Source organism: Chromobacterium vaccinii (assembly GCF_001855275.1).
GTDB classification, from domain to species: Bacteria; Pseudomonadota; Gammaproteobacteria; order Burkholderiales; family Chromobacteriaceae; genus Chromobacterium; species Chromobacterium vaccinii.
The window spans coordinates 2,687,257-2,700,940 of sequence record NZ_CP017707.1 but is presented as its reverse complement, the minus strand read 5'-3'; the positions used below and the strand labels follow the sequence as shown (position 1 = coordinate 2,700,940).

Sequence of the window (13,684 nt, the reverse complement as noted above, 5' to 3'; positions counted from 1 at the left end):
TTTTAAATTTTGTGATCTTCAATGATGGACAGCGTCAGGCGCACGGTGCCGTACAGCAAGCCGCAAAGCAGCAGCAGCGAGCCCAGCACGTAGAGCCTGCGGGGGTATTCCGCTTCTTCCGGCAGTTGGGGGGCGCTGATCACGGCCAGGCTTTTGAGTTTGTGCGCGGAGGCGACTTTGGATTTTTCCAACGCGGTGAGCGCCAGCTTGTACAGGTCGGTGCGGAACTCCGCATAAGCGCGTATTTCCTGGAACTGCGCGGTCTTGCGGTTCAACTTGTCGTCATCGGGCGAGACCAGTTTGGACTTCTCGCGGGCGACCTGGGTTGTCAACGCATCCAGCGCGTTGCGGGCGGCGATGACTTGCGGCGAGTCGCTTTGCAGATAGCTTTGCAAATTGCGCAGCTCCGCTTCCAGTTGCGCCTGTTTGCCCTCTAATTCCGCCACCAGTTGTCCGGTGGCCTGCGCCTGGGCGTGCGGGTCGATCAGGCCGTGGCGGTTCTGATAGCTCAATAACTGTTCGCGAGCCCGGCTGAGTTCGCGGTAGGCGTAGTCCACTTCCTTCTGGGCGAAGGCCATGTCTTCGCGGCTGATCTTGTGCGACAGCTCATTGATGAAGCGCTCGCTTTCGGCCAGGATGGCCTGGTTGAGCTGTTGAGAAAACCGCGATGTGAATCCCTGGCTGCGGATGACCAGCAACGCGGTTTTCTCATCGAACTGCACGTCGACGCGTCCGCGATAGTAATTCAGGAACTCCTCGCGGGTAGCGTTGGCCGGCAGGCGATAAAACCAGTCCCAACCGGCGGGTTCGGCGAAGGCCTGCTTCAGGTCCAGCGTTTTGTCCAGCCGCGCCAGCATGTCCGGAGAGTGGATGTATTGCTGCAGCAGCATGGCGTCTTCGCGCAGGGTGGAGGCGTTGCCGCCCAGCAGGAAGCCCAGGTCAAGGCTGCCTCCCCGATCGTCCGATCCGCGCTTGACGATGACGCGCGACTCGCTGACATAGCGATCATGCGCGATGGTGGCGAAGTAGAGGCCGGTCAATAACAGCGGAAGGGCAATCAGCAGCAGGGCCAACTTGTCGCGGCTGGCGCGTCGCAGCCAGCCTTGCAGCAACAAGGATGAGGGGAGGACGGATGCGCCATCTGCCTGGGATCCTGGATTTTCAAACCACTTGAACATCTTCTTCTTTCTTATAGGCCTCGATGGCCTCGTCGATCTGGTTGTAGTAGCGCACGCCTTCCCGGCCCAGCAGCAGGGCGGCGTCGCAGATGCGCTGAATCTCGGCCATGCTGTGCGACACCATCAAAAACTGGCTTTGCCGGCGCTTTCCCTCCATCAACCGGGCGCTTTTGGCTTTAAAGCTGGCGTCGCCTACCGCAGTGACTTCATCGATCAGGTAGTAGTCGAAGTCGAACGCCATGGACAAGCCAAATCCCAGCCGGGATTTCATTCCTGAGGAATAGGTCTTGATCGGCATGTCGAAATGCTTGCCCAGCTCTGCAAAGGCTTCGACAAAGGCCACTTTTTCCAGCAGTTCATGCTTGTCGGCGTAGAGCCTGGCGACGAACTTGACGTTTTCGCGGCCAGTCATGCTGCCTTGGAAGCCGCTGGACAAACCTACCGGCCAGGAGACTGTGCGGTCGGTATGCACCGAACCGCAGTCTGGCCGGTCCATGCCGCCCAAGATGCGCAGCAGCGTGGACTTGCCGGCGCCGTTGCGGCCGATGAGGCCCACGCTGACGCCGGATGGGATGTCCACCGTCAGGTTTTTGAATACGTAGTGCCGTCCTGCCGGGGTGCGATAGGACTTGCTGAGATTGCGGATCTGGATCATGAGCGCAGAATGGCCGGTTCGCGGGCCTTGTAAAGCAAGAGTCCAATGAATAGGGAAACCAGCGCCCACAGCCATAAATAGCTCAGGCTGATGTCGTACAGCGGATAGCTGGGGGAAACGGCATGGCGCATCAGCTCGAAGGCGTGCAGCAGCGGATTCCAGTCCACCAGATAGCGAAACTCGGGCGGGAACACATGCAGTGAAAACATCACGCCGCTGGCGAAATACAGCGGACGGAGCAGCAGCGGCAAAATCTTGTCCGCGGCCTTGAAGGCATGTCCCAGCACCATGAAGGCGAAACCTATCCCTTGCGATAGAAGCGCCAGCGCCAGCCAGATCGAGAGCAGCATGGGGAGATTGTCGATGCGCATCGGCTCGCCCAGCAGCCACAGGCCGGCCAGCAGCGCCGCGAAGCAGCCGCCCTGGATCAGGCACTCCAGCAATGAGCGCGCCAATACGGCATCCACGGGATGCACCGGGCGATAGCTGAATAGCCCGCGGTTGGCCTCAATGGCGTTGAGCGAGCGGGTGGCGATGTTGGAAAACAGCGAGTAGGGCACGATGCCGCATACGAAAAAGACCGGGAAGGAAATGTCCGGCATCACGCGATGCAACAGGAAACCCATGATCGCCAGCATCACCATCATCTGCAGGACGGGCTCCAGCAGCGCCCACAGATAGCCCAGCCGGTATTCGCCGAAGCGGGTTTTGAGCTCTCTCAGGAACAACGCATGCACGGAATTGCACATGATGTTCCAACCATTGCGCGCCATCACAGATCGAAATACTTGACGATGCCGGCCGGGCGGTTGCGCTGGTCCACCGCGATCAGGGACGTGATCTTGCGTTTCAGCATCAGCTCTTCCGCGTCCGCGAACATCGCATCGCAGGGAATGGTCAACGGCGTGGGCGTCATCAGCTGGCGGGCGCTCAGCGTATCGGCCGCGTCGCTGCGTTCCATGCCGCGGCGCAGGTCGCCGTCGGTGATGATGCCCAGCAGGCAGCCATCATCGTCTAGCACCACGGTCAGGCCCATGCAGCCCTTGGTCATGTGGTTGACCACTTGCTTGAAATCATCGCCGGGATGGTTGCTGGGAACGGTCGGCGTCATCACGTCGCGGACGCGGGTCAGCAATTTTCTGCCCAGGGAGCCGCCGGGATGGAAGCGGGCGAAGTCGGTGGGCTGGAACTGGCGCAGTTCCATCAAGGCCACGGCCAGCGCGTCGCCCATCACCAGCGTCAGGGTGGTCGACGTGGTGGGAGCCAGATTATGGGGGCAGGCTTCGCGCTCGATCGGTACCAGCAAGACGCAGTCCGCTTCGCGGGCCAGCGTCGAATCGCTTCTGCCGGTGATGGCCAATACCGGCGCGCCGATGTGTTTCAGGTAAGGCAGCAGGCGCAGCACTTCCTCGGTCTCGCCGCTGTTGGACAGCAGCAGCACGCTGTCCTGCGGGCTGATCATGCCCAGGTCGCCATGGAAGGCTTCGCCGGGGTGGACGAAGAAGCTGGAGGTGCCGGTGGACGCGAAAGTGGCGGCGATCTTGCGGCCGATGATGCCGGATTTGCCCATGCCGCAGACGATCAGTTTGCCTTGCGTGGCGTGAATCAGCTCCACCGCATGGTCGAAGTCGTCAGACAGTCTGTCCGCCTGAGCCTGGAGCGCTCGGGCCTGCTCCGCGAAGACTGCCGATCCTGTGTGCGCATGCTGGGTCATGTTTATGGTTTAAAGTGCGTGCTTGGTATCAAAATTGTATCGGAATGTATAATTCTGCCATGGCTTTGAACGTTTTGTTGCAGTTTTTTTAAAAAATACTCGTTTTCATTTCGTTTACAATATGATTAAAGGGCATTTAAATCCAATCAATGACAAATAGTTGTTCTTTTTGTAACAAAATAGAATGTGCGCAGACTCTCTCTTGGTTCGTGATTCCAATGGCAGGAGCAGAAGAAATAGCGTATTTATGAAAATTTGATGCGGCGAGCCGCCGTTTCTGCGGGAATTTGACACCCCGGCCGCTACAGTTCGCTTGAGAGTGCATTCATACCTCAATCCTGGAGCGAGCCATCATGTCCGCACTGACTACTGAACACGGCCTGCCGGCCGATCCGGAGCCTGGAAGTCGCAGCCGGCTATTGCGTTTCCTGACCCATGAAAAGCGCTGCTGGCGCCGACTGGCTTATTGGTTGAAGCAGTTCAACTCGGATGCCGGCGTGCCTGCGCGTTGCTATGCCTGGCGCGCCGCGCCGGAAGACCCTCCTGAAGACCGCGAGCACCTGCTGCTCTGACGCGTGTCCGATGCCGACGCGCGCCGCGTCGCCGCTTCGGCATCCTCCTCCCGTATTCCCTCGCATTTCCGCCTGTGTTTTTGCGCCGTTGCCGCTACAATGGCTGCTTCCTGTTTCCATCTAGCTTGATCAATCATGAAGTCCGGTTCCGGTCCTTTGCCGCGCCTGCCTGGCAGCCGTTTGCAGCAACGGACCCGCAAGCAGCTGCGCGATGGCGGCGTGATCGCCTATTCCACTGAATCCTGCTACGGTTTGGGTTGCCGTCCGCTCGACACCCGCGCGATACGCCGCGTGCTGGCGATCAAGGCGCGGCCCAACCACAAGGGGCTGATCGTCATCGCCGCCGATTTCGAGCAGATCCGCCACCTGGTCAAACCGCTGTCCGCCGCGCAGCGCGCGGAACTGGCACGCTATTGGCCCGGTCCATATACCTTTTTGCTGCCGGCGTCGCGGCGGGTGCCGCCGGCCTTGCGCGGCCGGCACCACAAGATCGCGGTGCGGGTCACCGCGCACTGCGAGGCGGCGGCGCTGTGCCGTCGGCTTGGCACGGCGCTGGTGTCCACTTCGGCCAACCGGGCCGGGCAGAAATCGCTGAAGACGGCGCGAGCCTGTCGAATGGCTTTCAAGGACAAGGTGCTGACGCTGCCGGGCCGCATCGGCAAGCGGCGCAAGCCATCGACCATCATCGATCTGGAGAGCGGCCGCGTATTGCGCTAGGCCGCGTGTGAACTGAGGAATAAAACGTGCAACAGATTTCTTTTATCAGCCTGATCCTGAACGCCAGCCTGCTGGTGCAACTGGTGATGGCGGGCCTGGCGCTGACGTCGCTGCTGTCCTGGGCGCTGATCTTCAACAAGATCTCGGTGCTGCGCTCGGCCAAGCGCCACAGCGAGGAGTTCGAGCGCAATTTCTGGAGCGGCGCCGATCTGAACCGCCTGTATGAAGACGTGTGCCGCCGCAGCGACACCGCCGGCATGGAGCGCATCTTCCAGTCCGGCTTCGCCGAGTTCCTGAAGCAGCGCGGCCGCAGCGGCGCCGAGCTGTCCGACATCATGGATGGTTCCCGCCGCGCGATGCGGGCGGCGGCGCAGCGGGAGCTGGACACGCTGGACAGCCATACCTCCTTCCTGGCCACCGTCGGCTCGGTCAGCCCCTACATCGGCCTGTTCGGCACCGTGTGGGGCATCATGCACGCCTTCATCGGGCTGGGGAACGCCGGCCAGGCCACGCTGAGCACCGTGGCCCCGGGCATCGCCGAGGCGCTGGTGGCCACCGCCATCGGCCTGTTCGCTGCGATTCCGGCGGTGGTGGCCTACAACCGCTTCGCCACCGACGTCGACCGCCTAGCCACCCGCTTCGACACCTATATGGAAGAGTTCTCCAACATCCTGCAGCGGTTGGCGACGCGTTAAGACGCTTGCCGTTTCGGCTTGCATACGGCATGGTTTCGGTTCGGAATTTACGGACTGAACCATGCCTTTTTCACGCCTCGCGCCGCTGACGCTGGCCGCCTTCCTCGCCCTCTACCTGGTCTGGGGCTCCACCTATCTGGTCATCCGCATCGGGGTCGAATCCTGGCCGCCGCTGCTGATGGCCGGCATCCGCTTCCTGTTGGCCGGCAGCCTGGTGCTGATCTATCTCGCGTGGAAGAGGACGCCGTGGCCGAGTGCGCGCCAACTGGGCGGCGCGGCCCTGCTGGGCGTGCTGATGCCGGCGATAGGCAACGGCCTGGTGACGGTGGCCGAGCGAGAGGTGTCGTCGGGCGTGGCCGCGCTGGTGATCGCGACGGTGCCGCTGTTCACGCTGCTGTTCGCCCGCTTGTTCGGCCACCAGTCGCGGCCGCTGGAGTGGGCCGGCATGGCGCTGGGCGTGGCCGGCATCGCGCTGTTGAACCTGGGTTCCAGCCTTAGCGCCAGCCCGCGCGGCGCGGCGCTGCTGATCCTGGCCTCGGCCGGCTGGGCGCTGGGTTCGGCCTGGAGCAAGAAGCTGCCGCAGCCGGCCGGCGCGATGGGCAGCGCCTGGACCATGATTTTCGGCGGCCTGGCTCTGATCGCGTCCAGTTTCGCCGTCGGCGAGCGTCTGGCCGCCTGGCCCGGCGTCGAAGGCTGGGCCGCGCTGCTGTACTTGACGGTGTTCGGTTCGATGATCGCCTACAGCGCCTACCTGTATCTGTTGAAAACGGTGTCGGCGGCGGCGGCCACCAGCTACGCCTACGTCAATCCGGTGATCGCGGTGCTGTTGGGCGCGGTGTTCCTCGGCGAGCATGTCGGCGCGCACGAGATGCTGGCGATGGTGGTGATCGTCACCGCGGTGGTGTTGATCAGCTGGCGGCGTTCATGAGGCGGCCGGTCTCTCCTGCATGCATGTCGGGGCGGTAGGGGCGTCCAGCCTGTAGCGGGACCACTACCTTGCCAATCACGCAAAAAAACGCCGCTCCCGGGAGCGGCGTTTTTCATAGCGGGCGCTGAGCTCAGATCGGCTGCCACAGCGTGGGCTGGGTGGATGGCGTCCAGCCGGCGCCTGCCCAGGCGGTGTGCGGCTGCAGGCAGCGGTATTGGCGGCCCTGGTAGCTGACCACCTGGCTTTGCGCGTATTTATCGCCTTCCTTCCAGGCGTTGGCCGCCGGCGGCTGGGAGCCGGCATCGCCCTTCTTCAGGTCGATCGCGAAGCCGTAGCCCTTGTAGCTGTCGTTCAGATAGACGCGATTGGCCGTGGCGTCCTTCACCGGGACGATGGAAACCGCGCGCTGCTGCGACTTCATCACGCCGATGCGGATGAACGGCGAGGCGGCGTTCACCTTCTGCGCCAACTCGTACGGCCAATTCGCGATCTGGCCGCTGACGGCGTTCAGCGCCACCGTGTGTTTTTCGGCGTCGCGGCCCTGGCTGTCGAACACGCGCAGCGTGGCGCTGCTGCCGGCCGGCAGATTCTCCCGCGCGGCGACGTTGCCGATTTCCTTCCACGGATTGGCCGCCGGCGGCGCGGCGTCGCCGCCGAAATTGACGTCGGAGCAGGAATAGAACGCTTCCTCGCTGTCGGAGCGTTTCCAGACGTTGAAGATGATGTGGGGGCCAGTCTTGCCTTGCGGCAGCTTCAGCGTCATGTGGTAACGCTTGCTGGCATCCTGCGTCGGATTGCCGTTGATGGTGCCGAACGGCTCCAGATCCGACCATTTCAGCGCTTGCTTCGGATTCCAGCCGTTCTTGGTCACATAGAACTTGAAGTACTTGGTGGCGTGCGGCGCGGTGGCTTTATAGATGAATTCGAAGTTGCCGCTGGCGTCCGGCACGATGCTGGTGGCGCGCCAATCGTCGCGGGCCAGATTGAAGCCTTTGAATTCGGCCTTGCCGCCGCCGCACAGCGTGCCGTCGGGCACCATCGCCTGGTGGTTGTCGCCCTGCGGGTTCTGGTTGACGCCGTTCCAGTCGTACATCGCCTGGGTGCCGCCCACTTGTTTGGCGGCCTGGCAGGCAGAGGACTTCGGCGCTTCCGGGCCTTCCAGAAAGCAGCTGTAGACGCGGTTGATCGGGATTTCCATCGCGCCATGGGCCCACAGCGGGGCGCTCAGGCAGCTCAGGGTCAGCGCGGCGGGAAGATGCCAATGCAGTTTCATGCGGACTCCTTGTCTGGTAGTGGTATGTCAGCGCATCGTCATCAGCCAGGACGTTCGGCGTCCTTGAATCGGCTAAATGATTGAAAATGTGATCATCATATTAAATGTAAGTTTATTAATTGGTATTAGTGCCAATTCTCATGCGCTGAGGCGCAATTTCTGATTCTTGCAAAGATCGTCTGTCATTTGACCTGCCCGATTGGTCGTCGGGCGGCGCGTCCCGCGGCAGCCATCTTCATATTCCAGGTTGCCGCGGTTTCTCCCGATTTCTCCAGATTGCCCGGTTTTGTCGTTTTGTTGCCATGCGCGATGCGCGAAGGGGGCTTGGCTTGATAATTGGTATTGACGTGGTATTAATGTGGTATTACCGTGCGAGCTGTAATGGAACGGTTACGCGGCAAGCTGTCCCGCGTTGGGATACCGGCGCGGCTTGACTGGGCTTACACTGCGGTTTTCAGACCACTTCAGACGACCATGGAAAACCGCTGGCAAGCATTGAAACCGGATGAAAACCTGAGCACGCCGCTGTATCTGCAGCTGTCGCGCAAGCTGGCCGACGCGATCAACGCCGGCTGGTGGCAAGCGGACGAGGCGCTGCCGTCGGAGCGGACGTTTTCGGAAGAGCTGGGCATTTCGCGGGTGACCGCGCGCAAGGCGATGGACGTGCTGCTGGAGCAGGGCATGATCCGCCGGCGCCAGGGGTCGGGCACCTTCATCACGCCCAGGCTGGAGCAGCCGCTGTCGCGGCTGACCGGCTTCACCGAGCAACTGAGGCTGCGCGGTTTTGTGCCTTCGTCGGTGTGGCTGGAACGCGGCGTGTTTCCGCCCAGCAACGAGGAGGTGATCAAACTGGGGCTGTCGCCGACCTCGATGGTGGCGCGGCTCAAGCGCCAGCGCCTCGCCGACGGCGTGGTGATGGCGATTGAAATGAGTACGATGCCGGTCGCGTACCTGCCCGATCCGCAGGCGGTGGGCACTTCGCTGTATGCCCATTTGGACGCGGCGGGCCATTCGGTGGTGCGGGCCTTGCAGCATATCCGGGCGGTGAACGCCTCCGGCGACGTGGCCCAGCTTGCGGGCATCCGCCCCGGCGAGGCGATGCTGCTGATCACCCGGATCGGCTTCAACGCCGACAACGTGGCGATCGAGCTGACCGACACCTATTGCCGCAACGATTATTACGATTTCGTAGCTGAACTGAAACGATGACTGAAACGCAGACCTTGCAGGGCCGCATCCTGACCGCCTCCGGCTGGATGGACGGCGCCGTGCGCCTGGCGGCCGACGGCCGCATCGCAGCGATAGACGCCCGCCTGGCGTCGGGCCGCCAGCCCGAACGCTACATCCTGCCGGGCTTCATCGACCTGCACGTGCACGGCGGCGGCGGCGTGGACATCATGGAGGGCGGCGACGCCGTCTCCCATGTCGCCCGGCTGCACGCGCGCTTCGGCACCACCTCCTTGCTCGCCACCACCATGACCGCGCCGCCGGAGGAAATCTCCCGCGTGCTGGCGGACATCGGCCGCTGCAGCAAGGAGCGCGCGCCGGCGGGCAGCCGCGTGCTCGGCGTGCACCTGGAAGGTCCGTACATCAACCCCGGCAAGCTGGGCGCCCAGCCCGACGACGCCTGCCGGGCGGCGATGGCGCAGATAAACGGCTACCGCGCGCTGGCGCCGATCTCGCTGATCACCTTGGCGCCGGAAATCCCGGGCCACCTCGACATCATCCGCGAACTCAGCGAACAGGGCGTCCGGATGCAGATGGGCCATACCCTCGGCAGCTATGAGGAGGCGGTGGCCGCGCTGGAGCAGGGCGCGTCCGGCTTCACCCATCTTTTCAACGCCATGACCGGCCTGCATCACCGCCAGCCGGGCGTGGTCGGCGCGGCGCTGGCCCATGCCGAGTACGCCGAGCTGATTCCCGATCTGCTCCACGTCCATCCCGGCGCCATCCGCACCGCGCTGCGCGCCATTCCGCGCCTCTATTGCGTCACCGACTCCACCGCCGCCGCCGGCATGCCGGACGGCGAGTACAAGCTGGGCTCCCATTCGGTCACCAAATGCATGGGCGGGGTCAGGCTTGCCGACGGCACGTTGGCCGGCAGCACGCTGACCATGGACCAGGCGCTGCGCAATCTGGTGAAGATCGGCCTGCCGCTGGCCGACGCCTCCAACCGCCTGTCGCTGTACCCGGCCGATTACCTGGGCCTGGCCGACCGCGGCCGGCTGGCAGCCGGCGCCTGGGCCGACATCGCGGTGATGGACGCCGAACTGAATCTGCAGCAAGTCTACGTTGAGGGAGAAGAGATTGGCCTCGTTGATGCTTGAGGAAGCGCTGTATTCCGCCGAAGCGGTGGCGGCGCAACATATGTACGCCGATGAAGGGCTGGCCGCGCTGGGGCGCGAGCTGGGCCGCATCAGCCCGCGGCTGGCGCTGACCGTCGCCCGCGGCAGTTCCGACCACGCCGCCAGCTACTTCGCCTACCTGGTGATGCAGCGTCTGGGCATTCCGGTGGTGTCGCTGCCGATGTCGCTGGTCACTCTGCACCAGTCGCCGCTGGCGGTGGACGGCCAGCTGGCCGTCGCGCTGTCGCAATCCGGCCAGAGTCCGGACCTGGTGGACACCATGAAGTCCTTGTCCGCCGCCGGCGCCCACACCGTGGCGCTGGTCAACAAGCAGCAATCGCCGCTGGCCGAATCCTGCGACTGGGCGGTGCCGCTCTGCGCCGGCGAGGAAAAGAGCGTCGCCGCCACCAAGAGCTACATCACCGCGCTGTCCGCCGTCGCCCGCCTGGTCGCCCACTGGCAGGCCGACGAGGCGCTGCTCGCCGCGCTGGCCAACCTGCCGCAACGGCTGCAGGACGCCGCCGGGCTGGACTGGTCGGCCGCGATCGAGGTGCTGAAGCCGGCAGAACGCATCATGGTGGTCGGCCGCGGCCTGGGCTTCGCGGTGGCGCTGGAGGCGGCGCTGAAGTTCAAGGAAACCTGCGCGATCCAGGCCGAGGCCTTCTCCGGCGCCGAGATCAAGCATGGCCCGATGGCGCTGATCGACGACGGCTACCCGCTGCTGGTGTTCGCGCCGCGCGGCCCGGAGCAGCAGGGCCTGATCGATCTGGCCGAGGAAATGCGCGGCCGCGGCGCGCGCGTGCTGCTGGCCGCGCCGGACAATGTGGCCAGCCGCGACCTGACGCTGGCGGTGGCCGACGACGAGGCGCTGGATCCGCTGCTGGCGATCCAGAGCTTCTATCTGATGGCGGCGCGCCTGTCCGAGGCGCGCGGCCTGAATCCGGATCTGCCGCGCCACCTGTCCAAGGTGACCCGCACCCGTTGACCGGATGAGCAGACAGGCGGCGCAGACCGCCGTGGCGGCCGCGGCGACGCGGCCCGCCGACAACAGAATCGACAGAATAAGGACGCTCGATGACCACAACGCTCGAACTGCTGGCCCCGTTTTCCGGGCCGGCGATCGCGCTCGACCGCGTGCCCGATCCGGTATTCGCCGGGCGGATGATGGGGGATGGCCTGGCCATCGACCCGCTGTCGCCGACGCTGCTGGCGCCCTGTAGCGGCGCGGTGGCCCAGTTGGCCCGCACCGGCCACGCGCTGACCATCGCCGCCGACAACGGCGCCGAAGTGCTGATCCATATCGGCATCGATACCGTCAAGCTGGAAGGCCGCGGCTTCCGTCCGTTGGTCGCCGTCGGCGACCGCGTGCAAGCCGGCCAGCCGCTGATCGAGGTGGACCTGGACGCGGTGGCGCGCCAGGCGCCGTCGCTGCAGACCATGGTGGTCATCGCCAATTCCGACCAATTCAGTTTTCCCCGCCGTGCCGAAGGCCTGCTTGAAGCCGGCCGTTCGCACTTCCTGACCCTGGCGGCTCGCGAGGCTGTCTCCCCTCGCGAGTCCGCCGGCGGCCCGGAGCGCCGCGGCGAGGCTACGGTGCGCCACGAGGGGGGCCTGCACGCGCGGCCGTCGGCCTTGGTGCAGCAGGCGGCCAAGCGGCACGCCGCCGAGGTGTCCATCGAATTGTCCGGCAAGCGGGCCAACGCCCGCAGCGTGGTGGCGCTGATGGGCCTGGGCGTGGCGGAGGGCGACCGCGTCGCGGTCATCGCCAGCGGCCATGACGCCGACGCGGCGCTGGCCGCCGTGATCGAGGCATTGCAAACCCGCAGCGAAGCCGGCCATGCCGCCGCGGCGCCGGCTGAGGCCCGCGAACCGGTCGCCGGCTATCTCGCCGGCGTAGCCGCCGCGCCGGGCCTGGCGATTGGCCGCGTGGTCAGGCTGGACGCTTTTGAGATGCCGCTGCCGGAACAGGGCGCGGGCGAAGCCGCCGAGCGGGCCGCCCTGACGTCGGCGCTGGCCCGGGTGCGCGGCGCGATCTCGTCCGGCATCGACGCGGCTTTGCGCCGCGGCGCCACCGCCGAGAGCGACATCTTCGCCGCCCATCTGGCCTTGCTCGACGATCCCGAGCTGCTGTGCGCGGCCGAGGCCGACATCGATGCCGGCCGCGGCGCCGGCTTCGGCTTCCGCCGCGCGGTGCGCGCCCAGTGCGCGATCCTGGCAGGACTGGGCAATCAGTTGCTGGCCGAACGGGTGGCCGATCTGAAAGACATCGAGCGCCAGGTGCTGGTGGCGCTGTACGGCGAGCCGGAGCAGGGGCCGGAGCTGTTCGACGCCTCCATCCTGGCGGCCGAGGACTTGGCGCCGTCCGAGCTGACCCGCCTGCCGCGCGGCAAGGTGGCCGGCATCATCACCGCCGCCGGCGGGGCCAGCGGCCATGTCGCCATTCTGGCGCGGGCGCTGGGCATTCCGGCGCTGGTGGCCTGCGGGCCGTCGGCGCTGGCGCTGGAACAGGGGCAGACCCTGGTGCTGGACGCGCGCGCCGGCCTGGCCAATCCGCAGCCGAGCGCGGCCGATCTGGCCGCCGCCCGCGCCGAGATCGACAAGCTGGAGGCGAAGCGGCGCGCGATGCAGGCGTCGGCCAACGCGCCGGCCATCACTGTCGACGGCGTGGCGATCGAAGTGGCGGTCAACATCGCCAACGCCGACGACGCGCGCGAGGGCGTCGCCCACGGCGCCGACGCGGTGGGGCTGCTGCGCACCGAATTCCTGTTCATCGACCGCCGCGACGCGCCGACCGAGGCCGAGCAGACCGAGGCCTACCAGGCGGTGCTGGACGCGCTGGACGGCCGCAACGCCATCATCCGCACGCTGGACGTGGGCGGCGACAAAGAGGTGCCCTACCTGCAACTGCCGCCGGAGCCGAATCCGGCGCTGGGCCTCAGGGGCATCCGCACCGGCTTCGCCTATCCGGACATGCTGGACACCCAGCTGCGCGCCTTGCTGGCGGTGAAGCCGTTGTCGCGGCTGCGCATTCTGGTGCCGATGATCGCCGACGTCGGCGAGCTGATCCAGCTGCGCGAGCGCATCGAGCAGCTGGCCGGCGCAATGAATCTGGCCGAGCGGCCGCAGCTGGGCGTGATGGTGGAAGTGCCGTCGGCGGCGCTGCTGGCCGACCAATTGGCCAGGCACGCCGACTTCCTCTCCATCGGCAGCAACGACCTGACCCAGTACACGCTGGCGATGGACCGCTGCAACGCCACGCTGGCCTCGCGCATCGATTCGATGCATCCCGGCCTGCTGCGCCTGATCGCCATCACGGTGGAAGGCGCCAAGAAGTATGGCAAGTGGGTGGGCGTCTGCGGCGCGATGGCGTCGGATCCGCAGGCGGTGCCGGTGCTGATCGGGCTGGGCGTCGCCGAGCTGTCGGTCAGCCCGCGGCTGGTGCCGGAGGTGAAGAGCCTGGTGCGCGGCTTGTCGCGCCGGCATTGCGAGGAAGAGGCGCTGAGGCTGTTGGCGCTTGGGTCGCCGCAGGCGGTGCGCGGCAGGGTGACGGAACTGTGGCCCGGCGTGTGACGGCGGGCATCGGTGCGAAGTGCTGGGGAGCCGCCAT

At 65.3% G+C, this 13,684-nt stretch carries 13 protein-coding genes; 8 read left to right on the top strand and 5 right to left on the bottom strand.

The genetic code is table 11. The annotated features are described in order from the left end of the window. Window positions 1–2: 2 nt before the first annotated feature. The 4 genes from BKX93_RS12605 to BKX93_RS12590 are packed head-to-tail and all read right to left on the bottom strand — an operon-like array spanning window position 3 to window position 3,547. Window positions 3–1,178, bottom strand: a complete 1,176-nt coding sequence (locus BKX93_RS12605) for a KpsE/RkpR family capsule polysaccharide export protein (RefSeq protein WP_222103258.1) — start codon at window positions 1,176–1,178, stop codon at window positions 3–5. After that, a complete protein-coding gene (locus tag BKX93_RS12600) occupies window positions 1,162–1,833 on the bottom strand; it encodes an ABC transporter ATP-binding protein (protein ID WP_070980065.1) in 672 nt (223 codons plus the stop codon). The genes BKX93_RS12605 and BKX93_RS12600 overlap by 17 nt, the downstream gene beginning before the upstream one ends. Then, complete coding sequence (locus BKX93_RS12595) at window positions 1,830–2,582, bottom strand: ABC transporter permease (protein WP_222103257.1); 753 nt, start codon at window positions 2,580–2,582, stop codon at window positions 1,830–1,832. Before BKX93_RS12595 ends, BKX93_RS12600 begins: the two co-directional genes overlap by 4 nt. Window positions 2,583–2,605: 23 nt before the next feature. Then, the gene (locus BKX93_RS12590) at window positions 2,606–3,547 is read right to left on the bottom strand and encodes a KpsF/GutQ family sugar-phosphate isomerase (protein ID WP_070980062.1); all 942 of its coding nucleotides are present in this window, start codon (window positions 3,545–3,547) and stop codon (window positions 2,606–2,608) included. 353 nt (window positions 3,548–3,900) lie between these two features. Between BKX93_RS12590 and BKX93_RS24705 the strand changes: the two genes are divergently transcribed. From BKX93_RS24705 to yedA, 4 genes are all read left to right on the top strand, one after another. Then, window positions 3,901–4,119, top strand: coding sequence for a hypothetical protein (locus BKX93_RS24705; protein WP_145929310.1), 219 nt, complete (start codon window positions 3,901–3,903; stop codon window positions 4,117–4,119). A 135-nt stretch (window positions 4,120–4,254) separates the two neighbouring features. Further along, window positions 4,255–4,836 (top strand): L-threonylcarbamoyladenylate synthase type 1 TsaC, encoded by a 582-nt coding sequence (gene tsaC, locus BKX93_RS12585; protein ID WP_186009416.1) that lies wholly within the window; start codon window positions 4,255–4,257, stop codon window positions 4,834–4,836. A 26-nt stretch (window positions 4,837–4,862) separates the two neighbouring features. Beyond that, complete coding sequence (gene tolQ, locus BKX93_RS12580; RefSeq protein ID WP_021475840.1) at window positions 4,863–5,531, top strand: protein TolQ; 669 nt, start codon at window positions 4,863–4,865, stop codon at window positions 5,529–5,531. Between the two features lie 61 nt (window positions 5,532–5,592). Next, entirely contained in the window at window positions 5,593–6,459 is an 867-nt protein-coding gene (gene yedA, locus BKX93_RS12575) for a drug/metabolite exporter YedA (RefSeq protein ID WP_070980060.1), read from the top strand. Window positions 6,460–6,589: 130 nt separating this feature from the next. Here the strand turns inward: yedA and BKX93_RS12570 are convergent, their stop codons facing one another. Beyond that, window positions 6,590–7,732: a lytic polysaccharide monooxygenase gene (locus BKX93_RS12570; RefSeq protein ID WP_046167791.1), complete on the bottom strand. Its 1,143-nt coding sequence runs from the start codon at window positions 7,730–7,732 to the stop codon at window positions 6,590–6,592. A 474-nt stretch (window positions 7,733–8,206) separates the two neighbouring features. On the opposite strand from BKX93_RS12570, the gene BKX93_RS12565 reads away from it, so the two are divergent. The 4 genes from BKX93_RS12565 (at window position 8,207) to ptsP (ending at window position 13,647) form a co-directional block, all read left to right on the top strand. Beyond that, window positions 8,207–8,941, top strand: coding sequence for a GntR family transcriptional regulator (locus BKX93_RS12565; RefSeq protein ID WP_021475838.1), 735 nt, complete (start codon window positions 8,207–8,209; stop codon window positions 8,939–8,941). After that, window positions 8,938–10,059 (top strand): N-acetylglucosamine-6-phosphate deacetylase, encoded by a 1,122-nt coding sequence (gene nagA, locus BKX93_RS12560; RefSeq protein WP_046167790.1) that lies wholly within the window; start codon window positions 8,938–8,940, stop codon window positions 10,057–10,059. Before BKX93_RS12565 ends, nagA begins: the two co-directional genes overlap by 4 nt. Continuing rightward, entirely contained in the window at window positions 10,040–11,062 is a 1,023-nt protein-coding gene (locus BKX93_RS12555; protein ID WP_244887177.1) for an SIS domain-containing protein, read from the top strand. Before nagA ends, BKX93_RS12555 begins: the two co-directional genes overlap by 20 nt. An 89-nt stretch (window positions 11,063–11,151) precedes the next feature. Beyond that, window positions 11,152–13,647 carry a phosphoenolpyruvate--protein phosphotransferase gene (gene ptsP / locus BKX93_RS12550; protein ID WP_070980056.1) on the top strand — a complete coding sequence of 832 codons (2,496 nt, stop codon included), beginning with the start codon at window positions 11,152–11,154 and terminating at the stop codon, window positions 13,645–13,647. Window positions 13,648–13,684 lie beyond the last annotated feature (37 nt).

What these genes read in the sequence shown, in the direction of transcription:
- nagA (WP_046167790.1), top strand. Translation starts at nt 8,938, where the DNA reads ATGACTGAAACGCAGACCTTGCAGGGCCGCATCCTGACCGCCTCCGGC.
- BKX93_RS12565 (WP_021475838.1), top strand. Translation starts at nt 8,207, where the DNA reads ATGGAAAACCGCTGGCAAGCATTGAAACCGGATGAAAACCTGAGCACG.
- BKX93_RS24705 (WP_145929310.1), top strand. Translation starts at nt 3,901, where the DNA reads ATGTCCGCACTGACTACTGAACACGGCCTGCCGGCCGATCCGGAGCCT.
- BKX93_RS12600 (WP_070980065.1), bottom strand. Translation starts at nt 1,833, where the DNA reads ATGATCCAGATCCGCAATCTCAGCAAGTCCTATCGCACCCCGGCAGGA.
- BKX93_RS12570 (WP_046167791.1), bottom strand. Translation starts at nt 7,732, where the DNA reads ATGAAACTGCATTGGCATCTTCCCGCCGCGCTGACCCTGAGCTGCCTG.
- tsaC (WP_186009416.1), top strand. Translation starts at nt 4,255, where the DNA reads ATGAAGTCCGGTTCCGGTCCTTTGCCGCGCCTGCCTGGCAGCCGTTTG.
- BKX93_RS12595 (WP_222103257.1), bottom strand. Translation starts at nt 2,582, where the DNA reads ATGTGCAATTCCGTGCATGCGTTGTTCCTGAGAGAGCTCAAAACCCGC.
- BKX93_RS12590 (WP_070980062.1), bottom strand. Translation starts at nt 3,547, where the DNA reads ATGACCCAGCATGCGCACACAGGATCGGCAGTCTTCGCGGAGCAGGCC.
- ptsP (WP_070980056.1), top strand. Translation starts at nt 11,152, where the DNA reads ATGACCACAACGCTCGAACTGCTGGCCCCGTTTTCCGGGCCGGCGATC.
- yedA (WP_070980060.1), top strand. Translation starts at nt 5,593, where the DNA reads ATGCCTTTTTCACGCCTCGCGCCGCTGACGCTGGCCGCCTTCCTCGCC.
- BKX93_RS12605 (WP_222103258.1), bottom strand. Translation starts at nt 1,178, where the DNA reads ATGTTCAAGTGGTTTGAAAATCCAGGATCCCAGGCAGATGGCGCATCC.